The organism is Ensifer sp. Root127 (assembly GCF_001425225.1).
GTDB classification, from domain to species: Bacteria; Pseudomonadota; Alphaproteobacteria; order Rhizobiales; family Rhizobiaceae; genus Ensifer; species Ensifer canadensis.
Genome location: NZ_LMDX01000011.1, coordinates 14,020 through 33,162, shown reverse-complemented (window position 1 = coordinate 33,162; position 19,143 = coordinate 14,020). Strand labels below are relative to the sequence as shown.

19 protein-coding genes and 2 tRNA genes are annotated in these 19,143 nt (G+C 60.4%); 8 read left to right on the top strand and 13 right to left on the bottom strand.

The genetic code is table 11. The features are described from left to right. Window positions 1-40 precede the first annotated feature (40 nt). Window positions 41-1,291 (top strand): threonine ammonia-lyase, encoded by a 1,251-nt coding sequence (gene ilvA / locus ASD03_RS13215; protein WP_025427030.1) that lies wholly within the window; start codon window positions 41-43, stop codon window positions 1,289-1,291. An 87-nt stretch (window positions 1,292-1,378) separates the two neighbouring features. Beyond that, complete coding sequence (locus tag ASD03_RS13210) at window positions 1,379-1,699, top strand: HlyU family transcriptional regulator (protein ID WP_025427031.1); 321 nt, start codon at window positions 1,379-1,381, stop codon at window positions 1,697-1,699. Between the two features lie 212 nt (window positions 1,700-1,911). Here ASD03_RS13210 and ASD03_RS13205 read toward each other — a convergent pair whose 3' ends face one another. Further along, complete coding sequence (locus ASD03_RS13205) at window positions 1,912-3,894, bottom strand: bifunctional 2',3'-cyclic-nucleotide 2'-phosphodiesterase/3'-nucleotidase (RefSeq protein ID WP_025427032.1); 1,983 nt, start codon at window positions 3,892-3,894, stop codon at window positions 1,912-1,914. A gap of 221 nt (window positions 3,895-4,115) precedes the next feature. Between ASD03_RS13205 and ASD03_RS13200 the strand changes: the two genes are divergently transcribed. After that, window positions 4,116-5,363 (top strand): GGDEF domain-containing protein, encoded by a 1,248-nt coding sequence (locus ASD03_RS13200; RefSeq protein WP_025427033.1) that lies wholly within the window; start codon window positions 4,116-4,118, stop codon window positions 5,361-5,363. Between the two features lie 15 nt (window positions 5,364-5,378). Here ASD03_RS13200 and ASD03_RS13195 read toward each other — a convergent pair whose 3' ends face one another. Further along, a complete protein-coding gene (locus ASD03_RS13195; protein ID WP_025427034.1) occupies window positions 5,379-5,840 on the bottom strand; it encodes an Lrp/AsnC family transcriptional regulator in 462 nt (153 codons plus the stop codon). Between the two features lie 155 nt (window positions 5,841-5,995). Between ASD03_RS13195 and ald the strand changes: the two genes are divergently transcribed. After that, a complete protein-coding gene (ald, locus tag ASD03_RS13190) occupies window positions 5,996-7,114 on the top strand; it encodes an alanine dehydrogenase (RefSeq protein WP_025427035.1) in 1,119 nt (372 codons plus the stop codon). Window positions 7,115-7,154: 40 nt separating this feature from the next. Here ald and ASD03_RS13185 read toward each other — a convergent pair whose 3' ends face one another. From ASD03_RS13185 to ASD03_RS13165, 5 genes are all read right to left on the bottom strand, one after another. Next, the gene (locus ASD03_RS13185; RefSeq protein ID WP_025427036.1) at window positions 7,155-7,622 is read right to left on the bottom strand and encodes a DUF1203 domain-containing protein; all 468 of its coding nucleotides are present in this window, start codon (window positions 7,620-7,622) and stop codon (window positions 7,155-7,157) included. Between the two features lie 91 nt (window positions 7,623-7,713). Beyond that, on the bottom strand, window positions 7,714-8,277 hold the full coding sequence (locus ASD03_RS38935; protein WP_025427037.1) for a GNAT family N-acetyltransferase: 564 nt from the start codon (window positions 8,275-8,277) through the stop codon (window positions 7,714-7,716). 4 nt (window positions 8,278-8,281) lie between these two features. Next, a complete protein-coding gene (sseA, locus tag ASD03_RS38930) occupies window positions 8,282-9,136 on the bottom strand; it encodes a 3-mercaptopyruvate sulfurtransferase (protein ID WP_025427038.1) in 855 nt (284 codons plus the stop codon). A gap of 15 nt (window positions 9,137-9,151) precedes the next feature. Further along, on the bottom strand, window positions 9,152-9,901 hold the full coding sequence (locus ASD03_RS13170; protein WP_025427039.1) for an alanyl-tRNA editing protein: 750 nt from the start codon (window positions 9,899-9,901) through the stop codon (window positions 9,152-9,154). Between the two features lie 8 nt (window positions 9,902-9,909). Next, entirely contained in the window at window positions 9,910-10,950 is a 1,041-nt protein-coding gene (locus ASD03_RS13165; RefSeq protein ID WP_057214164.1) for a cysteine synthase A, read from the bottom strand. 323 nt (window positions 10,951-11,273) lie between these two features. Here ASD03_RS13165 and ASD03_RS13160 point away from each other — a divergent pair, with 323 nt between their 5' ends. Next, window positions 11,274-12,116: an SDR family NAD(P)-dependent oxidoreductase gene (locus tag ASD03_RS13160; RefSeq protein ID WP_025427041.1), complete on the top strand. Its 843-nt coding sequence runs from the start codon at window positions 11,274-11,276 to the stop codon at window positions 12,114-12,116. On the opposite strand, the gene ASD03_RS13155 is transcribed toward ASD03_RS13160, so the two are convergent. From ASD03_RS13155 to ASD03_RS13135, 5 genes are all read right to left on the bottom strand, one after another. Next, window positions 12,104-12,430 carry an SMR family transporter gene (locus ASD03_RS13155; RefSeq protein WP_025427042.1) on the bottom strand — a complete coding sequence of 109 codons (327 nt, stop codon included), beginning with the start codon at window positions 12,428-12,430 and terminating at the stop codon, window positions 12,104-12,106. The two genes, ASD03_RS13160 and ASD03_RS13155, sit on opposite strands and share 13 nt — an antisense overlap. After that, a complete protein-coding gene (locus ASD03_RS13150) occupies window positions 12,417-12,788 on the bottom strand; it encodes an SMR family transporter (RefSeq protein ID WP_025427043.1) in 372 nt (123 codons plus the stop codon). Before ASD03_RS13150 ends, ASD03_RS13155 begins: the two co-directional genes overlap by 14 nt. Before the next feature lie 184 nt (window positions 12,789-12,972). Continuing rightward, complete coding sequence (locus ASD03_RS13145; protein WP_057214161.1) at window positions 12,973-14,226, bottom strand: cyclopropane-fatty-acyl-phospholipid synthase family protein; 1,254 nt, start codon at window positions 14,224-14,226, stop codon at window positions 12,973-12,975. 106 nt (window positions 14,227-14,332) lie between these two features. Next, the gene (locus tag ASD03_RS13140) at window positions 14,333-15,775 is read right to left on the bottom strand and encodes a deoxyribodipyrimidine photo-lyase (protein WP_057214158.1); all 1,443 of its coding nucleotides are present in this window, start codon (window positions 15,773-15,775) and stop codon (window positions 14,333-14,335) included. A 101-nt stretch (window positions 15,776-15,876) separates the two neighbouring features. After that, window positions 15,877-15,951, bottom strand: a tRNA-Asn gene (locus tag ASD03_RS13135). Between the two features lie 150 nt (window positions 15,952-16,101). On the opposite strand from ASD03_RS13135, the gene ASD03_RS13130 reads away from it, so the two are divergent. The 3 genes from ASD03_RS13130 to ASD03_RS13115 all read left to right on the top strand — a co-directional run bounded on the left by ASD03_RS13130 (window position 16,102) and on the right by ASD03_RS13115 (window position 18,082). Next, a complete protein-coding gene (locus tag ASD03_RS13130) occupies window positions 16,102-16,395 on the top strand; it encodes a hypothetical protein (RefSeq protein ID WP_025427046.1) in 294 nt (97 codons plus the stop codon). Window positions 16,396-16,636: 241 nt separating this feature from the next. Next, window positions 16,637-17,338 carry a thermonuclease family protein gene (locus ASD03_RS13125; RefSeq protein WP_025427047.1) on the top strand — a complete coding sequence of 234 codons (702 nt, stop codon included), beginning with the start codon at window positions 16,637-16,639 and terminating at the stop codon, window positions 17,336-17,338. A gap of 670 nt (window positions 17,339-18,008) precedes the next feature. After that, window positions 18,009-18,082, top strand: a tRNA-Cys gene (locus ASD03_RS13115). Between the two features lie 301 nt (window positions 18,083-18,383). Here ASD03_RS13115 and ASD03_RS13110 read toward each other — a convergent pair. After that, window positions 18,384-18,815, bottom strand: coding sequence for a GFA family protein (locus tag ASD03_RS13110; RefSeq protein WP_025427049.1), 432 nt, complete (start codon window positions 18,813-18,815; stop codon window positions 18,384-18,386). Window positions 18,816-19,143: the final 328 nt, after the last annotated feature.

The following is a 19,143-nucleotide window of genomic DNA, read 5'->3' as shown; positions in this document are numbered from 1 at the left end:
AATAGCGGCTGCCATCGGCAAACTCAATGGATGACCTCACGTGACGAAGCAGGATGTTGACAACGCAACCACGGCGATGCGTGATATTTTTCCGGCCACGCCGCTGCAATTGAACGAACATCTGAGCGCCAGGTACGGCGCCAACATCTTCCTCAAGCGCGAGGACCTTTCGCCGGTTCGCTCCTACAAGATCAGAGGCGCGTTCAATTTCTTCCGCAAGGTGCTTGGTGCCGGCGCGACGGGCAAGACCTTCGTGTGCGCCTCGGCAGGCAACCACGCGCAGGGCTTCGCCTTCGTCTGCCGGCATTTCAGTGTTCCTGGCGTCGTCTTCATGCCGGTGACCACGCCGCAGCAGAAGATTGACAAGACCCGCATGTTCGGCGGCGAGTTCATCACGATCCGCCTTGTCGGCGACATCTTCGACCAATGCTACAAGGCTGCGCGCGAGCATGTGGAAACGATCGATGGCGTCATGGTGCCGCCGTTCGATCATCTCGACATCATCGAAGGGCAGGCGACTGTTGCCGCTGAAATCGCCGAGCAATTGCCCGAGGGCGTCAGGCCCGATCTCGTCGTGCTTCCGGTCGGTGGCGGTGGCCTGTCGGCCGGCGTCACCGGCTATCTGAAGGATGATGTCGCCGCCGACCATTTCGTCTTCTGCGAACCATCAGGCGCGCCGAGCCTCCGGCAGAGCCTCGAGACCGGCAGTCTTGTCACGCTCGACCAAGTCGACAACTTCGTCGATGGCGCAGCTGTCGGGCGGATCGGCGATCTGAATTTTGCGGCTCTTCGCCGCTTCTCTGCCGACCAGGTCATGCTGCTTCCGGAAAACGCGATCTGCATGACGATCATCGACATGTTGAATGTCGAGGGCGTTGTGCTCGAGCCCGCAGGCGCATTGTCGATCACGGCGCTGGACGCGATCGGTCGCGAAAAGCTTGAAGGCAAGACCGTCATCGCCGTCGTCTCCGGCGGCAACTTCGACTTCGAGCGTCTTCCTGACGTCAAGGAGCGGGCGATGCGGCATGCGGGGCTCAAGAAGTATTTCATCCTGCGCATGGCGCAGCGCCCTGGTGCCTTGCGCGACTTCCTCAACCTGCTCGGCGACGAGGACGATATCTCGCGCTTCGAATATTTGAAGAAGTCCGCGCGCAATTTCGGTTCGATCCTCATCGGCATAGAGACCAAGCACGCGGAGAATTTCCCGATCCTGAAGTCGCGGTTCGACGCTGCCGGCCTGCGGTATCAGGACATCACCGAGAACGAGATCCTGTCCAATCTGATCATCTGACGGCTGGTGGGCGGAGACGTAATGGCAGAGGGTCGACATCGACACTTTGGCTTTGACAGCTTTCGCCGTCGCGTCTAAGTCTTGCTCATGGCATCATTTTTCTCAAAACTGTTCGGCCGCTCCGGCTCCACCGAAAACGAGGCTCAAGGCGCATCGGGAAAAACCGAAGCCTATGCAGAGTGCACGATCCGCGCGACACCGATGCGCGAAGGCTCGCAGTTCCGTCTGGCTGGCAGCATCGAGAAGACGATCGCCGAAGGCGACGTGCGGGTGCGCAGCTTCATCCGGGCCGATCTGTTCACGTCCGAACAAGACGCGATCGATGCCGCTTTCCGCAAGGGCCGCCAGATCATCGACCAGACCGGACCGTCGTTGTTTTCTGACGACGCCCCGTCGCGGCAAGTCTGATTGTTGGCGGCAAGCCGCGACGTCCGATTTATAAAAATATTGCAGTGACTTGGCGTCAAGAGCTCGTGTCCATCGTAAGCGCAAGCGGCTCACTCACGTCCAGATTGATGGCTGCTTCAGCATCCGCATTGCCGCTTTTGGCATTTGCTGGTAGCGGCACTTCCGTTCTCCACGCCAGGGGACGTACCCCCGCCTTGCGGGGGCACTCGGCATCACAGCTTGATGCGGAAACGGGCGAATCCTTCTGCGGCTTCACCCGCATCCTCGATCGTCACGCCTTTGACCTGCGACAGGAACTGCCTTGCCTTCGGGCCGCTGTCGAACGTGACGCTGGTGTTCGCGAGTGGCGCGAAGGTCCAGTTGGCATCGGCCGCCGGATTTATGGTTCCCTGGTCAATGATGTAGCGAACCACTACGTCGCGGTTGGTGTCGGGTGCCACGAAGACCACCTTGTCGGCAGCGATATCAGGGAAATGGCCGCCGCCACCGGCGCGGTAGTTGTTCGTCGCGACGACAAATTTCTGCGCCGGGTCAATCGGTTGTCCATTGAAGTTCAGGTTCTTGATACGATTGGCTGACGGGTTGATGGCATTGCCGTCCTTGTCGAACTTCGGCGGCTCGGACAGGTCGATCTGGTAAGTGACGCCGTCGATGACATCGAAGTTGTAGGACGGAAAGTCACCGTTGATCAGGGCTGCATCCGAGGCTCCAGCCTTCACCTGGTTGAAGATGCCTGCGGACATTTCCAGCCAGTTGCGCACCTGCTCGCCGGTGATGACGACGGCCTGGACCGTGTTGGGGTAGAGATAGAGATCGGCGACGTTCTTGATGGCGATGTCGCCGGCCGGAACGTCGGTGTAGTAGTCGGCGCCGCCGCGACCGCCGGCCTTGAATGGAGCCGCAGCGGAGAGCACAGGCAGATCCTTGTGCTCCGTATCCTTCAGCATGTCCTTGATGTACCAGGTCTGCGCCTGGCTGACGATCTGGACAGACGGATCGTCGGCGACCAGGGCGAAGTAGGAATAGAGCGGCACCGCGCTTTTGCCGACCGGCGTGCGAACATAGGCAAGTGTTGCCTCGTGTTCCTTTTGTGCCGCCGCCAGCACTTCCGGCTTTTCGGCGACCTCGGCGATCACCTTCTTGTCCTCGCGCCGGTAGATCGGCCGCGCTTCGCTGGTGGAGCTGATGACGCGCCAGGCGCCGCCTTCGCGTTCGATCAGCAGATCGATCAGGCCGAGATGCGAACCCCAGAACCCGCCCATGACGCCGGGCTTGCCCGAAATCAGCCCCTTGGCATTGTCGACGCCGGCGATTTTGGCGAACTTCGGACCGGGGAAATCGAGATGGCTATGCCCGGTCACGATGGCGTCGATGCCTTCGACCGCGGCCAGCGGAACCGATGCGTTTTCGAGGTTTTCGGCGTAGTCCTGCTGACCGATGCCGGAGTGGGAAAGCGCGATGACGATATCGGCACCTTCCTCGCGCATCTGCGGAACCCAGGCTTGGGCCGCCGTGACGATATCGCGGGCATTGGCCTTGCCCTCAAGGTGCTTTGCGTCCCAGGACATGATCTGCGGAGGCACGAAACCGATGAGCCCGACCCGGATCGCATGCTCGGCGCCGGCACCGTCCTTCACCTTGCGGTCGAGAATGACGTAGGGCTTGAGGAACAGCTGGTCCTGTCGGGCATCGGCGGCGAGCGCGCCCTTGGTCAGGTTGGCGCAGACCAGCGGGAAGTTGGCGCCGTTCAGCACCTTGAACATGAAATCAAGGCCATAGTTGAATTCGTGGTTGCCGAGCGTGCCGCAATCGTAGCCAAGCACGTTCATTGCAGCGATAACAGGATGGATGTCACCATCCTTCATGCCACGCTGATAGGCGATGTAGTCGCCCATCGGGTTTCCCTGCAGGAAGTCGCCGTTATCGACGAGGATCGAGTTGGTTGCCTCCGCCCGGATGGCGTCGACGATCGAGGCCGTGCGTGCTAGCCCCAGCGTGTCGTTCGGCTTGTCGCCGTAGTAGTCGTAGGGAAAGACGTGAACGTGCAGGTCGGTCGTTTCCATGATGCGCAGATGCGCCTGGTTGGCGGCAGCACGTGCGGAGAAGGGGTGAAGCATTACCAGCGCCGAGGCGGCGGCGACGCCGGACAGAAGCGAGCGGCGCGAGAGGTGGAACGGGGATGTCGTCGATTGCATGCTTGCCCTCCATTGATGAATGCCATTGCGTGTGCAATCCGCGGTTTCTGATTTGACATGCGAACCACGGTGGGTTGGTCGCGACTATGCCGGAAAGGCAACACTTCGCAAAGCAGTTGATTCTCGCATTGCAATTCCGGTCCGTCTGCAACCGAGCTAAAGTTTTCTTTAAGCTTTCCACCTAACGGTTTGTCTGGCGAAACCGGAACCTTTTCAACAGCATGCCCAACGCCAATCTCATTATTTTCGTCGGCGAAGCACTGGTCTACGTCACGGCGATGATCTGGTTGTTGCAGCTTCGTGCCCGGCTGGGTCTCGGCGTTTTTGTCGCGGCCCTGGGCGTGATGCATTTCATCGAAACCTATCTGGCGGCGGTCTTTTACGTGCAATTGCCGTTCGGGATCGTCTCTCCGGGATCGGTCGTGCTTTTCTCCGGCAAGCTGATGATCATCCTCTTGCTTTACGTGAAGGAGGATGCCGCGACCGTCCGTCAGCCGATCTATGGTCTGCTCGCGGGAAACTTGCTCACGGTCATCCTCAGCCTGCTGCTGCGCCAGCACGAGACTGTTTCGATTGTTCCGGGCCGTTCGGCCGACATCGCCTTCATCGATGAAATGGGCGGGCTGATGGTGTGGGGGACGTTGGTTCTCTACCTCGATACGCTCCTGATCATCCTGCTCTACGAGCGTCTCGGCAAATGGTTGCGCCGCTTCGTAACCGTCCGCTTCCTGATCTGCGGTGTCGTGATCCTGAGCTTCGATCAATTGGCATTTTACGCGGCTCTGCACTGGCTGAACGATGCGCCTATGGAGGTGCTGTGGGGCGGATGGATCGCGAAAATGCTGGCCGCGACTTTCTACGCCATCGCTATCGGCCTCTATCTCAATGTTTCGCGCCATCCGTTCCTGGCGATGTCGGACCGGCCTCTCGGCGACATCTTCAACGATCTGACTTTCCGCGAACGCTATGAAGACCTGCTTTCACGGTCCGGCCAGGACACGCTGACGGGATGTCTCGACCGCAGCCGCTTCGATATCGAAGGGCCGCAGATGCTGCGCGCTGCCGTAGCCTCAAAAGCTGCGGTCAGTCTGTTGATCATCGACGTCGATCACTTCAAGGGCGTCAACGATCGCTTCGGCCACCAGGAGGGTGACCGCATCCTGCAGAAGCTTGTGGAAGTGATGAAAGCACGCTTGCGCCAGGGAGATCGGCTCTTTCGTTATGGCGGTGAAGAGTTCGTCGTGCTGTGCCCGGGATTGTCGCATGCCGATGCGCTGAGGCATGCCGAGACCATCCGGCTAGCGGTGTCCGCTGGTGTTTTCACCCCCGATGGCAAAGCCGTGACCGTCAGCATCGGATTGTCGTCCACGCCTGACGATGGTGTCGCGATTGCGCATCTGCTGTCTGAGGCTGATCTCAGGCTCTATTCAGCGAAAGCGCGTGGTCGCGATTGCGTCGTCGGCCGCTAACGCTATCGCAGCTCGTTATATGCCGACGTTCGGCCGGTCGATCACTTCCCGCAAGGAAAAGCTCGAGTTGATCTTGACCACATGGGGCAGGGCGGAAAGCCAGTCTCGGTGGATGCGTTCGTAGTCCTGCAGGTCCTTGGCCGCGACCCGCAGAATGTAGTCGTATTCGCCCGACATCAGGTAACAGACGAGAACATTGGGGCAGAGCTTTACCGCTGCCTCGAACTCGGCCAGCGTCTTGGCGAACTGCCCGGACAGGGAAATATGCACGATCACCATGATCTGGTAGTCGAGCGCCTTGTGGGCGAGGCGGGCGTGGTAGCCGCTGATGGTGCCTGATTTCTCCAGGATATCGACCCGGCGCGAACAGGCCGATGGCGACAGCCCTACCTTGGCCGCCAGATCGGCGTTCGAAATCCTGCCGTTCTGCTGAAGAATGCGCAGAATCGCATGATCGATGGCATCAAGTTCACTCATTCGCGATTTCCACCAATAGCTCGGACAATGACGCAATATTCTTCGAAATTGATGCCTCCGCGGAGACATCTTTGCAAGGACATTCGTTTCGCCGCGTGTTTTGCTGAGGGCGTGTCAATGAGGCAAAATTGCCCACAACAGGAGAGGAACGCGCGATGCGTGTCGGTTGCCCGAAGGAAATCAAAAACCATGAATACCGAGTCGGCCTGACCCCCGGGTCGGTACGTGAATATGTCGCTCACGGCCACGAGGTTATCATTGAAACCAAGGCAGGAGCGGGGATCGGCGCGGATGACGATACCTACCGTGCCGCTGGCGCGAAGATAGTCGCGACGGCAAAGGATGTGTTCGAAAAATCGGACATGATCGTCAAGGTCAAGGAGCCGCAGCCTTCCGAATGGGCACAGCTGCGCGAGGGCCAAATTCTCTATACCTACCTGCATCTCGCGCCGGATCCGGAACAGACCAAGGGTCTGCTCAATTCGGGCGTCACGGCCATCGCCTATGAAACCGTCACGGACGAGCGCGGCGGCTTGCCGCTTCTGGCGCCGATGTCGGAAGTCGCGGGTCGCCTGGCCATTCAGGCCGGTGCGACATCGCTGCAGAAGGCCAACGGTGGCCGCGGCATTCTGCTCGGCGGTGTGCCCGGTGTGCTTCCCGCCAAGGTCGCGATTATCGGCGGCGGCGTCGTCGGCCTCCATGCCGCCAGAATGGCAGCTGGACTTGGCGCTGATGTCAGCATCCTCGATCGCTCTATTCCTCGTCTGCGCCAGCTCGACGACATCTTCGGCGGTCGTATACACACGCGCTACTCCACCATCGATGCCCTCGAGGATGAGGTTTTCTCTGCCGATCTGGTCATCGGAGCCGTTCTCATTCCAGGCGCTGCCGCACCTAAGCTTGTGACGCGGGAAATGCTGACCGGGATGAAGAAGGGTGCCGTCATCGTCGATGTCGCCATCGACCAGGGCGGCTGCTTCGAGACATCGCACGCGACCACCCATTCGGACCCGACTTACGAGGTCGACGGGATCGTCCACTATTGCGTCGCGAATATGCCTGGCGCCGTCCCGGTGACGTCAGCCCATGCGCTCAACAACGCCACGCTGCACTACGGTCTGCAACTGGCTGATCGTGGTCTGAAGGCAGTCGCGGAAGATCGGCACCTGCGTGCCGGTCTCAACGTTCACCGCGGACGGGTGACCAACGCCCCCGTTGCCGAGGCACTCGGTTACGACGCCTACGCGCCGGAAGCGGTGCTCAACGTCGCCTGAACCCTAACGAAGTCGGTCCGGCCATGGCCGGACCGACGCTTCAGGGGCGCTCTATCCTGCATTGATAACAATTGTTCTTGGCCGATCGGACATGCACACTTGCGACCTCAGGCATGGAGAGCAGAGCTTCAGCGCGAGATTCGAGCTGCTCGGCGGGAACCACGCCGCCGGTCCCATAGATGATGCGCTCATTGCTGCCGTAGCCGCGCAGCAGATAGTCTTTGCTCGACGTCAGGATGGGCGGCCGAACTTCGTCGCTATATGCCGGGCATTCGTCGGCATGCATGAAAACCGGACCGGTCTCGGCATAGGGCTGCAGCGACGTAAAAGGCCGCAGCGCGAAGATCAGATAGGTGTCGCCGGCATCGACGTTGCCAAGGCAATGCCGACAGGGAACGCCGTCGCCATCGGATATCTGGCGTTCCGGCGGGTTGCCATAAGCATCGTTGCCACCCTGTCTTAGGCGCTCGGCCTGATCGGTGGACATCGGTATGTAGCGCAGGGCCATCGTGCATCTCCAGATCAATAGGGATCATTTGATGCGCACTGTGCCCCGCCTGGTGCGGCGGCGACACCCGAAACTTGCGGCCGTGCGGACGTCAGAGATTCTTAGCGAAGGCCAGCAGTTCTTCGTCCGTCAGCGGCTCGATGGTCGCTTCGCGGGTGGCGACGGGCGAGAAGCCGAATTGCTGATAGAGCTGGAGCGCCCGTGGGTGGTCGAGATTGTTGGTCGTGACCGTAACCTTGCTCGGGTTCAAGGTCCACGCAGCAAACAGCGTTTGCAGCAGGAACCATTTGCCGAGGCCAAGCCCGAGCGCGTGCTCCATCAAGCCGAAATGCGTCAGCTCGACGACGTTGTCATCGGCCTGGTGAAGCTCGAAGAAGCCGGCAGGTGCGCCGTTGACATAGAGCACGGTAACGCTCGTGCGTTTGTCGGCGAGTAACGCAGCCAGCTTTTCGTCGCTCATGCGGATACGATCGGCCCAGTGCCAGCGTTTGCCAACCCGCAGATAGAGGAACCGATAGTAATTCAGCGGGATGTCGGACACGCGCAGGATTGCCGTCTGGATGTTGACCGGCATCGGCAAGCTCTGCTTGGGCGGTGCCGTCATTTCCAGTTCGGTGACGTGGGCAGTCAGTGAGGCGAGCTTGGGAGGGCGCATGATGTCACTCGCTGCCGGTCACAACGGAGGTATCCGCGCGGCCACCCCATTCGGACCAGGAGCCGTCGTAAAGCGTATTGTCGGTGTGGCCGAGGGATTGCAGCGCCAGCGTGATGATGGCTGCCGTGACGCCTGAGCCGCAGGTTGTCACCACGGGCTTGGAAAGGTCGACGCCCGCCTCGGCAAATGTCTTGCGCAGCGTGTCGAGATCTTTGAACTTGCCGTTCTCGGAAAAGGTGGTGGAAGGCAGGCTGTGCGCGCCCGGCATGTGGCCGGAGCGCATTCCGGCACGCGGCTCTGGCTCTTCGCCGAGGAAGCGCCCGGCGCCCCGCGCATCGGCAATTTGGACCTTGCCTGATTGCACGATGTCCTTCATGCGCTCAAGCGAGGTTACCGCCGAAGGCGTGAAAGTAACGTTGAACGTGACGGGCGTGGGCGAGGGAACGTCCGTCGTCACCGGGCGTCCGTCCTTCTTCCAGCCGTCCATGCCGCCATCGAGCACATAGACGTCCTTTGCGCCCATGATGCGCAGCATCCACCACACGCGCGGCGCGGTCATGATGCCCGGGCCGTCATAGACGACGATCGTATCGGTCTCGCTGACACCGAGCGCACCAACGGCCGTGGCGAAGGCTTCCGGCGTCGGCAGCGTATGCGGCAGTCCGCTCGTGTGATCGGCGATCGCATCCTGGTCGAAGAACACGGCACCGGGAATGTGGCCCACGTCGTACTCCGCTTTCGGGTCTCTGTTCTGGGCTGGCAGATACCAGGCGGCATCGAGAATGCGAATGGTGGGATTGTTGAGCCGCTGCTGCAACCAGTCCGGAGAAACGACGTAAGCGCTTTTGTTGTTGGTCATGGTCGTATCTCCTGTTCAGATTGTCTGGCGGTCGTCTGCCGTGCCGAAGCGGATGCGGAAACGGCGGTTTTCCTTGCCCTTCTTCTCGATCTTGGCGATGTGGATCGCGCCGACTTCCTGGGTTTCCGACACATGTGTACCGCCGCAGGGCTGGCTGTCGATCGCCGAGTTTTCACCGATGCAGACAAGGCTGACGCGACCAAGCCCGACGGGCGGGCGTACATTCTTGGATTTGACGATACCGGGGTTGGCTGCGAGTTCCTCGTCGGTGATCCACTGCAGATAGACCGGGTGGTTCTCGTCGACGAGCTTCCTCAGCGCTGCCGTCACCTCGTCCTTATCGATCGTTTCGCTCATGTCGAAATCGACCCGGCTTTCATCTTCGCCTACGGCTGCGCCCGTGATCGGGAAGGGACAAACGACGGAGAGCAGATGGCAAGCCGTGTGCATGCGCATCAGCCGGTAGCGGCGCGGCCAGTCGATATGCACGACCAGCTTCTCGCCGATATCAGGCGCTGGCTGTCCTTCCGCCGGGACATGGATGATGATGTCCTTCGTCGCGCCATGACGGGCAACGGCAACGTCGATGCGGCTGCCGTCGCTGCGCTCCAGGAAGCCGCTATCGCCCGGCTGTCCGCCTGACGTGGCGTAGAAGCAGGTCTGATCAAGCTCGATCCCGCCATCCTCCAGAATTCCGGTGACACTTGCTTCGCAAGTCGAGAGATAGAAATCTTCGCGGAAGAGGGCAGTCACGGTCTTTGTCATCGCAAATCTTATCCGACTGATTCGTATGGAACGGTGATGCTTGAGGGGCCCTTCAACCAGGCCGGAACAGGCAGGCCCTTCGAGGCCAGGAAGTCCGGGTTGAAGAGTTTCGATTGATAGCGGTTACCATAGTCGCAAAGGATCGTCACGATCGTATGTCCCGGACCGAGCTCCTTGGCGAGCCGGACGGCGCCGGCAATATTGATGCCCGTTGATCCGCCGACGCAAATGCCTTCGCGTTCGATCAGGTCGAAGACCAGCGGCACGGCCTCGGCATCGGAGATCTGGTAGGAAAAGTCTGGACTGAAGCCTTCGAGGTTGGCGGTGATGCGGCCCTGGCCGATGCCCTCGGTGATGGAGCTTCCGCTCGCCTTCAACTCCCCGTGCGCGTAGTAATTGTAGAGCGCCGCACCATCAGGGTCGGCAAGGCCGATCTTGATCGCAGGGTTCTTGGCGCGCAGGCCCTCTGCAACGCCCGCAAGCGTACCGCCGGAGCCGACAGAGCAGATGAAGCCGTCGACCTTGCCGTCCGTATCGCGCCAGATTTCAGGCGCCGTGGTGGCGACATGGGCGTCACGATTGGCGACATTGTCGAACTGGTTTGCCCAGATGGCGCCGTTCGGTTCGGTCTTTGCGAGTTCAGCGGCCAGGCGACCGGAGATCTTCACGTAGTTGTTCGGGTTCTTGTACGGCACAGCCGGCACTTCGACGAGCTCTGCTCCAAGAAGACGCAGCGCATCCTTCTTTTCCTGGCTCTGGGTTTCCGGAATGACGATGACGGTCCGATAGCCGAGTGCCTGCCCGACGAGGGCAAGGCCAATGCCGGTATTGCCGGCAGTCCCTTCGACGATCACGCCCCCCGGCTCCAACTGCCCGGCCTTCTCCGCCTCCCGGATGATCCAGAGCGCGGCGCGATCCTTCACCGACTGTCCCGGATTGAGAAACTCCGCCTTGCCGAGGATCGTGCAGCCGGTTGCCTCGGATACGGATTTCAGCCGGATCAGGGGCGTGTTGCCGATTGCTTCAAGAACGGACGGAAGAATGGCCATTGCAGAACCTCGTGCTTGAGAACGGCCGCTGAAGCGAGCCGCGTTACCGAAGAAAAACGCCGAGTGGCCGGCGAACGTTGAGAACGACACCGGATCGCCGAAATATTGGCGTGTTTTCGGCTCAGCCTGTTTCCCAGGCAAGAAATAGCGTTTCACCGCTGCCCTGTCCCGAACAAAAAACGTCTTCGAGGGGAAAGCTTAGGGTCGAGGCCGCTCTGGGTGCGCGCCGGATATTGGAGGGGGATTGGTCTGGGCCGGGCGTGTCATTCGCCGGCCCCTTGAGTTGAGCGTGCACCGGGCGGGTGCGTGCCGAGGTATGGGCAATGAGTATGCACAAGACGAATTCCGAGCATGGGTTGGCATGGGTAACGGGAGCGAGTTCGGGAATAGGCCGAGCGCTGGCATTGCGGCTGGTGCGAGACGGCTATTCGGTGGTCGTCACCTCCAGAAATCACGAAAAACTGGTGGCCCTGCAACAGGAAGCTGCCGCCGACGGCCGCATCATCGTTCTCGATGGCGATGTCACCGACCCTCAGGATATGGAACGTGTGTTGGCATCGATCGAATATGATCACGGCGACCTGTCTCTGGCCGTGTTCAATGCGGGGGTGACAATCCCGGTGAGGGGCGACGATCTGCATCGCGACGCTTTTGAGCGGAGCTTTGCGGTCAATGTGAACGGTGTCGTCAATTGTCTGCTGCCGGCAGTGGCCCACATGAAGGCAAGGGGGCAGGGCCACATCGCCATCGTGTCGGGGGCTGCAGGTTATGGCGGTTTGCCGGGCAACGCCGCCCATGGCGCCACGAAGGCGGCCCTGATCAATCTGGCCGAGAGCTTGAAGCTCGATCTGGACCGGATCGGCATTCGCCTGCAGTTGATCAATCCGGGGCCTGTCGACACGACCGGTTCGCCGCGGCTTGGATTTGCAAGGTCCGGCATGGTCAGTGCAGACGAGGCCGCTCAGCACGTCGTCGAGGGCCTGAAGTCGAAGCATTTCGAAGTCAGCTTCCCGAAGCGCTCTATCACTATCGCAAAGTTGTCACGCCTGCTGCCATATGGTGCCTACTTCGCGCTCGTTGACCGGCTGACCCGGCAAGGCGCGACGCCGCCAAAAGCGACGAACACCCGCACGAGCGCCAAGGGGCGGCCACATCAGGCCGTGTGAAGCACCAGTACTGCGCCGAAGATCAGGGCGAGGCCGACCCAGCCGATCGGCTTGAGCTTCTGGCCGAAGAGCAGGCGGCCGCAAATGGCCGTGCCGAAAATCCCGGTCGCGCCGAGAACCGCGTAGGCGATCGCAAGTTCCATGCCCTTGACCGCTTCGGCAAGGAAGGCAAAGGCGGCGAGCACGAGAACGATGGAAAGCGCGCCCCAGCCGCGGCGCGCGAAGCCATTCGATTTGGTCGAAGCGAGATTGGCAGCGATGTCGAGGATGCCGGCGATGACGGCAAAGACGAAATAGAGACTAGGTGCGCTCATCGATGGCTCCCTCCGTGGCCGGAGCGTCCTCTTCGCGGTGTTCGCCTGCATTGACGAGCAGGATACCGGCCACCGCCATCGACAGGCCCAGCATTTCCCGGCCGGTCAGCACATGGCCGAACACGAACACCGAAACGAGCGTAATGATCGCGACCCCGGACCCCTCCCAGATGGCATAGGCAACGCCGACGGAAATGGTCTTCACGGCCTTTGCCAGGAAGACGTAGGAAAGCGCAATGGAGACATACATCACTACGTGGCCGAGATAGGAGCCATTGGCGGATGCGGCCTTCATCGCCGTCAGGCCCGCCACCTCAGTCGCGATCGCGAGCGCCAGGAAAAACCATGCAAGCCGCATGAGGAACCTTCAAGAAAAGATCTGGATCGGTTGCCTCATAGGCGTTGTCGGACGATCGGTAAAGCCTACTGCATGTTTCCTTAAATCCTATTCGATTTAAGGATAAAAACTTGCAGCCATTCAAAGTGCTACAGCGACCTTTGCGCGTCTAATAAGACGCGCGGCGCTGTAGCGGCGGCGAGCCTCATTCGAAGACGATCTGACGGACATCGATGTTGCGGGCGCGGAAACCGGCTTCGCAGTAGTAGAAATAGAACTCCCACAGGCGCTTGAAGCGCAGATCGAAACCGAGCGGCTCGATCCGGCTCCACACCGACCAGAAGCGCTGCCGCCACTCGCCGAGCGTTCGGGCGTAGTCGCCACCGAAGCCGAAATCGTTGATCATTCGCAGACCGACGTTGCGCCCGAGATCGACCAGATGCTCGCGCGTCGGCAGCATGCCGCCGGGGAAAACGTACTTTTGGATGAAGTCCGGATTGGAGCGGTACTCCTCGTAGGCTTCCGGCTTGATCGTGATGATCTGCAGGCCGGCCTTGCCGCCGGGTTTCAGGCAGCGCTTCAGCTGCGAGAAATAGGTCGACCAGAATTTTTCCCCGACCGCCTCGAACATTTCGATCGAGACGATTCGGTCATAGAGGCCCTTCTCCTCGCGATAGTCCTGGAATTTCAGCTCGACGCGGTCGGCGACGCCGGCCCTGTGCATGCGTTCCCGGGCAAACGCGAGTTGTTCGCGACTGATGGTCAGGCCGGTGACCTTGCAGCCGATCTCGGTCGCCGCAAATTCTGCAAAACCGCCCCAGCCGCAGCCGATCTCAAGCACATGGTCACCGGGCCGTAGATTCGTCGCCTCGGCCAGTGCCCGGTATTTGGCAGTCTGGGCCGACTGCAGATCGTTGGCGCCGCTAGCGTAAAGTGCCGACGAATAGGTCATGCTCGGATCGAGCCATTCACGGTAGAAGGCGTTGCCGAGGTCGTAGTGGGCAGAGATATTGCGCTGTGCGCCCGTCCTGGTGTTGGCATTGCCCCAGTGGAGGAATTTTTCCACCAGCCGCATCAACCCGCGCGCCCGGTTAGGGAATCTGTTGCCGATGTCTGCGTTGACAAGGAAAAGCTCGAGAAAGGCGCCGACATCGGGGCTGTCCCAATCGCCGTCTATATAACTTTCCGCGGCGCCGATGGTGCCACCGGTGATTGCCCGGTGCGGAAGATTCCAGTTGTGAAGTGTCACGGCGGCGCATGGCCCCGGCACCTTTCCCTTGACCAGCAGCCGCCGACCGTTGGGCAAAGCGAGCGCCAGCGCGCCGGCCTCAAGGTGAACGAGGCCGCGCAGGACCATCTGGGCCTTGAGCGGAAAGTCCTTCAGCACCTGCGAGAGATTTTCAGTCGAAAGGTGCTCGGCGTTGTCGAATTCGGCAAAGCAGGCTTCTGTATCATGCATAAACCACCCTCCGGCAATCGTTGCATCCGTAACGTGAGCCTAGCGATAATCCTGCGAGAGGCCAACCATGGATTTGTACCGGTGGCGGCGCGGTTGTAGCGATTTTTTAGGTTCTGATTTCCTGAAACGCGGCCAACGCGCGGTCGCGCGCGAAGGCGTGGTCGACGATGGGGGTGGGGTAGGAGACTCCAAGCTCGATGTCGGCGGCAGCCAGTACTGCCGAGGGGGCCGAGAATGGTCGATGGATATAACGCGCCTCGAGATCAGCGAGCTCCGGAACGAAACGCTTCACATAAAGCCCCTCCGGATCGAATTTCTCGCCCTGGAGCACCGGGTTGAAAATGCGGAAGAAAGGCGAGGCATCGGCGCCGGACCCCGCCACCCATTGCCAGCTTGCTGCGTTCGAGGCCGGATCTGCATCGACCAGCGTGTCGCGGAACCACGCCTCTCCGCGTCGCCAGTCGATCAGCAGGTCCTTGATCAGGAAGGAGGCGACGATCATCCTGACGCGATTGTGCATGTAGCCGTGGCGCCAGAGCTGCCGCATGCCGGCGTCGACAATCGGATAGCCGGTCAGGCCCCTTGTCCAGCGGTGGAACTGTTCGTCATTGTCCAGCCAGCGAAAGCCATCAAAACGACGATCGAGGTTTTGACGGCCGAGATCCGGATTGTGAAACAGCAGATTGTAAGAGAACTCGCGCCAGGCGAGTTCCTTGCGGAAAGTGACGACATCGTCCACCGGCGTTTCCGTCAGGCCACGCGTGACCTGCCAGATCTGCGCCGGAGAGATTTCGCCGAAGGCAAGATGCGCAGAGAGCATGGACGTACCTTGCGCTGCAGGGACGTCCCGCTCAGCCTTGTAGCCGGCAAGGGCATGTTCAACGAATTTGTGCAGGCGTTCGGCAGCGGCCTGCTCGCCCGGCGTCCAGATTTCGGCGAACGTCGATGCCCAGTCCGGCCGCGTCGGCAAGAGCTTCCACCGTTCAAGCTCCTCGGATGCCGGCCACCTCACAGGCGCTCTGATCATTTCCGGCGTCTCAATCGGCGCCGCCGGCTCGCCGCTGGCCTCAAACGCACGCCAGAACGGCGTGAACACGCGATAAGGGCCGCCACCCTTCGTGAGGAGCCGTGTCGGCTCATGCAACAGTTGCCCTGCAAAGCTGCTGACGGTGAAGCCGCGTTCAACGAGCGCTTTCTTCAGCGGCGCATCGGTTCCTATTCCGCTCGGGTCGTAGCGGCGATTCCAGAACACGGTCGTCGCGCCCGATTCCCGCGCTATCTCGGCGATCACATCCAACGGCGCACCGGTCCGCAGGATAAAGTCGGAGCCGTGTGCCCGCAGCGATGCCCGCAATGCCTGGAGCGAATGGTGCAGCCACCAACGCTGCGCGCCACCAAGCGGCCCATTGCCGCTTTCCTCCGGTTCATTGATGTAGATCGGAATCACCGGTCCACCCGTCTGCGCCGCGGTGGCAAGTGCCTGATTGTCTTGAAGGCGCAAATCTCGACGAAACCAGACCAGAATCGGCGTTGTGGGATTTGCGCTCATGACATTCCCGGGGGCGAGGAAGGAGGAAGGCGTCGCCGGCACCATAGCCGCAAAATGAAAAAGAGCCATTCGGGCGTTACCGCGAATGGCTCTTTAAAAACTGGCTCCCCGGGCCGGATTCGAACCGGCGACCTGTCGATTAACAGTCGAATGCTCTACCGCTGAGCTACCAGGGATCATCTGCGCGGCGTGTCCTGCAGAAGTGAGGCTGCTAATACAAATGCTTTTCCGATTTGCCAAGCTGTTTTTTTAAAAAAAGTGAGAAGTTTTGTTGCGAGCCTGTGGAGAAGCCCCCAATTGTGGGAAAGGCAGCCGGATAGGGAATGATGCATAAAAACAGAAAACAGACGCATTTCGGCATAGACCCGCACACACGGCAGATCGTGCTTGGCAAATGGCGCCTGAGGCTGCCGGAATCACCACTGCTGCGCATGCTGGTTGGCGGGCTGCTGATATTCGGCGGCTTTCTCGGCTTTCTGCCCGTGCTCGGATTCTGGATGGTGCCCTTGGGCTTACTCATCCTCTCGCACGATATTCCTTCAGTACGCCGCCGCCGCCGAAGGTTCGCAGTCTGGTGGGCGCGCCGACGCAACGGGACGGGGTCTTCGAAGGAACGATGATTCGTTCGCGAGGGCGATCCTCGCTTCGACAGGGCGCCACAAGCTCACGCTACACGGAAGCCGAGCCTATTCGGCTCCTTCGTCGGCGACGATGTGGCGGCGGCTCCAATCGAATGAAAGTCATGGACCGCCGCGTCCTCCCGACCGACTTGTGCGCAAACTCCCGCATTCGGGCTGTCGTTGAAAACCATTCGGCAACGGATCGGCAGCATAATGCCGCCCGGATTAAGGATGGGGCGGAATGGCTAAGACCACGACAAGCCGCGGGCGTCGCCGCGGCAGCCGGACAAAGAAAAAGGGCGGAATGCTGCCCTGGTATCTCGCCGCGGTGCTGACAGTCGGCGGCGTTGTTGCGTACGACCACCGTGGACAGTTGCGGGATCTGCCGGGCGTTTCGGATGTGTTCGCATCGGCGCCCAAGTCGACATCCACATCCAGGTCGGACGATCGGCCGAAGGCGCAGGCCCGTGTCGCCATGCCCTCGGCTACGCACAAGACGAAGCCTGTCGACGGACCGATACCCGCAGTCAATGTCGGGTTGGCCGCACCGACACCCGTCGAGCGCCCGATCGCGCAGCCCACGGCCGTCGAGCCCCAGGCGAATCAGTTCTATTTCTGCGGTACCCGCAACGACAATTGCGTCGTCGACGGCGGAACATTCCGCTACCAGGGCGAGGAGATCCGTGTCGCCGACGTCGATGCACCGCGAATCAAGCAGGCGAGTTGCGATAGCGAACGTGCCCGCGGCTTCTACGCCAAGCAGCGATTGCGCGAGTTGCTGAACGCCGGCGAGTTCAGGCTGATCGAGGCCATCGGCAGGAGCGACGACAAGAACAGCGAAAAGCTGCGCGTGGTGATGCGCGACGGCCGCTCTCTCGGCGCCGTGCTCGTATCGGAGGGCTTGGTTCGGCCCTGGAAGGGACAGCCCAAGCCCTGGTGTTAGACGGTGCTCGGCGTCATCAGAGAGAATGATGAGGGCCGGAAGCGTGTAGCCGTCTAAGTTATCCACCGAGCGCGATATCAATACCGATTATCAACCCCAGAGCCGATAGTGCCAGAAAGAACACAACAAGAGAGCTTGCTAGAAGCAGCTTGATGGGATTGGCTCGGAAATCTGCCTTAAGGTTCGGGAAAATTGGCGACATGTCCAATCGGCCGGTCACCGCGAGCTGGAATAGACGCCAGATTGCGACCGCAATGCACATTCCACAGAAAACTACCGTCAGTATGAGCTTGGGTAGATGATCAACTCTGGATTCAACGTCCAATTCCCTGAAGAATCTTGGTGCAAGGTAGCTTTACCGTGAAACGGTGTACAAGGTAGCAGCGCCCCGCGACGTCGGAAGAAGGGTTGGACGGAAGATTCGGGCCGTCTGTCGAAATGGTAAATCCATCCAATTGCCTCGTGTCGGACGCTGCCGTATAGCGCCCGCCGCCTGTCGTCGAAGGGGTTCGCGGCGATCCGTTATGGGGCCGGATCGGTAAGCCTGTGGAAGAGTTGGAGAAAGATGGAATTTCAGAAATGCCTGAGGACGTTTTTCAGAAATCCCCTCTTGCGCTCTTTCTATATTCATTCTAAACGCTCGCCACGACTTGATAATCTCAGTCGATGAGGCCTCGTGGCGGAGTGGTGACGCAGAGGACTGCAAATCCTTGTACCCCGGTTCAATTCCGGGCGAGGCCTCCAAAGCCACTCCTAAGTAGTTGAATTAGTTTCGCTATTTGGACTGCAGGATTTCATCTGCTGCCACACATTCCTCTTGGTGTGGCAATTGGTTCCCGTTATCTCCCTCTTCGACGTTCGATCCAAGCAGCAGATTGCCGATTCCATCCCCATTGCTTCTGGCAACACTCTGCCTCGTCAAGCGCGCCCGTTCGCGTTCCGCGAGTAGATCTTCGACGTCTTGGCGGCGCAACGAACGCCCCCCTCATTCAGGGTGCAGCAGTTTGAACGGCTGCGGCCGGCGTCCTGCCAGCCGCGCCTGTCGTCACTCCGCCGGGATAAACTTGAGCGTTCCTGCGAGCCTTGGGCCGGTCGATCCCTTCGTGTCCATCGGGTGGTTGATGCCGTCGTTCACCGGTAGCTCCTCGAAATCGAATGGGCTTATGCCTTCAAGGCACGCGGCGTTGACGCCGTAGAAATCCGGGTTCGCGCGCGGCTTGTGGAATGTGTAGATGCCGCACTTCGAGCAGAAGTAATGCTCTGCAGCCTTCGTGTTGAACTGATATTTGGTGAGTGCCTCGCCGCCGGAGAGAACCGTGACCCCGTCCTTGGCGGCAGAGACGGCAACCGCGCCCTTCAACTGGCAATAGGAGCAAGTGCAACGGCGGGCGGTGCGGAGGCCGCTCTTCAGTTTCACATTGAAGCGAACCGTTCCGCAGTGGCAGGCTCCGTCAAGGTTCTGAACATCGAGATTCATCCAATCATCCATCTGATTTTGAAGCGCATTTGATGAGCTTTCTTATGAGGTGGGTTGCTTGTGCTCAAGCGCATTCGGGGGCAGTCTCAATCCAGAGGACCGCACTCCCGTTGAGGCCGTTCGTTGTAGGGCCATCAGCCGATTGGGCTCAGGCGCGGGGTACGAGGCGTCTCGTCGCGCATCGGGCACATATTCAGACCAAGTGCCCGATACGTGCGCCAGCACGCTTTCGTGCTCCACGTCGGGGACGTTCCGCGGCCCGAGCCGATGCGTCGCAAGAGCGCTCGGCCAACGGATCGTGCGGAGAAAAAGCCTACGGCCGTTCGCA

Bases quoted from the DNA above. Each gene is read 5' to 3' on its own strand.
- ASD03_RS13145 (WP_057214161.1), bottom strand. From the start codon at position 14,226: ATGCATGATACAGAAGCCTGCTTTGCCGAATTCGACAACGCCGAGCAC.
- ASD03_RS13160 (WP_025427041.1), top strand. From the start codon at position 11,274: ATGAGTATGCACAAGACGAATTCCGAGCATGGGTTGGCATGGGTAACG.
- ASD03_RS13185 (WP_025427036.1), bottom strand. From the start codon at position 7,622: ATGGCCCTGCGCTACATACCGATGTCCACCGATCAGGCCGAGCGCCTA.
- ASD03_RS13140 (WP_057214158.1), bottom strand. From the start codon at position 15,775: ATGAGCGCAAATCCCACAACGCCGATTCTGGTCTGGTTTCGTCGAGAT.
- ASD03_RS13110 (WP_025427049.1), bottom strand. From the start codon at position 18,815: ATGAATCTCGATGTTCAGAACCTTGACGGAGCCTGCCACTGCGGAACG.
- ASD03_RS13155 (WP_025427042.1), bottom strand. From the start codon at position 12,430: ATGAGCGCACCTAGTCTCTATTTCGTCTTTGCCGTCATCGCCGGCATC.
- ASD03_RS13195 (WP_025427034.1), bottom strand. From the start codon at position 5,840: ATGAGTGAACTTGATGCCATCGATCATGCGATTCTGCGCATTCTTCAG.
- ASD03_RS38935 (WP_025427037.1), bottom strand. From the start codon at position 8,277: ATGCGCCCTCCCAAGCTCGCCTCACTGACTGCCCACGTCACCGAACTG.
- sseA (WP_025427038.1), bottom strand. From the start codon at position 9,136: ATGACCAACAACAAAAGCGCTTACGTCGTTTCTCCGGACTGGTTGCAG.
- ASD03_RS13165 (WP_057214164.1), bottom strand. From the start codon at position 10,950: ATGGCCATTCTTCCGTCCGTTCTTGAAGCAATCGGCAACACGCCCCTG.
- ASD03_RS13170 (WP_025427039.1), bottom strand. From the start codon at position 9,901: ATGACAAAGACCGTGACTGCCCTCTTCCGCGAAGATTTCTATCTCTCG.
- ald (WP_025427035.1), top strand. From the start codon at position 5,996: ATGCGTGTCGGTTGCCCGAAGGAAATCAAAAACCATGAATACCGAGTC.
- ASD03_RS13130 (WP_025427046.1), top strand. From the start codon at position 16,102: ATGCATAAAAACAGAAAACAGACGCATTTCGGCATAGACCCGCACACA.
- ASD03_RS13200 (WP_025427033.1), top strand. From the start codon at position 4,116: ATGCCCAACGCCAATCTCATTATTTTCGTCGGCGAAGCACTGGTCTAC.
- ASD03_RS13205 (WP_025427032.1), bottom strand. From the start codon at position 3,894: ATGCAATCGACGACATCCCCGTTCCACCTCTCGCGCCGCTCGCTTCTG.
- ASD03_RS13210 (WP_025427031.1), top strand. From the start codon at position 1,379: ATGGCATCATTTTTCTCAAAACTGTTCGGCCGCTCCGGCTCCACCGAA.
- ASD03_RS13125 (WP_025427047.1), top strand. From the start codon at position 16,637: ATGGCTAAGACCACGACAAGCCGCGGGCGTCGCCGCGGCAGCCGGACA.
- ASD03_RS13150 (WP_025427043.1), bottom strand. From the start codon at position 12,788: ATGCGGCTTGCATGGTTTTTCCTGGCGCTCGCGATCGCGACTGAGGTG.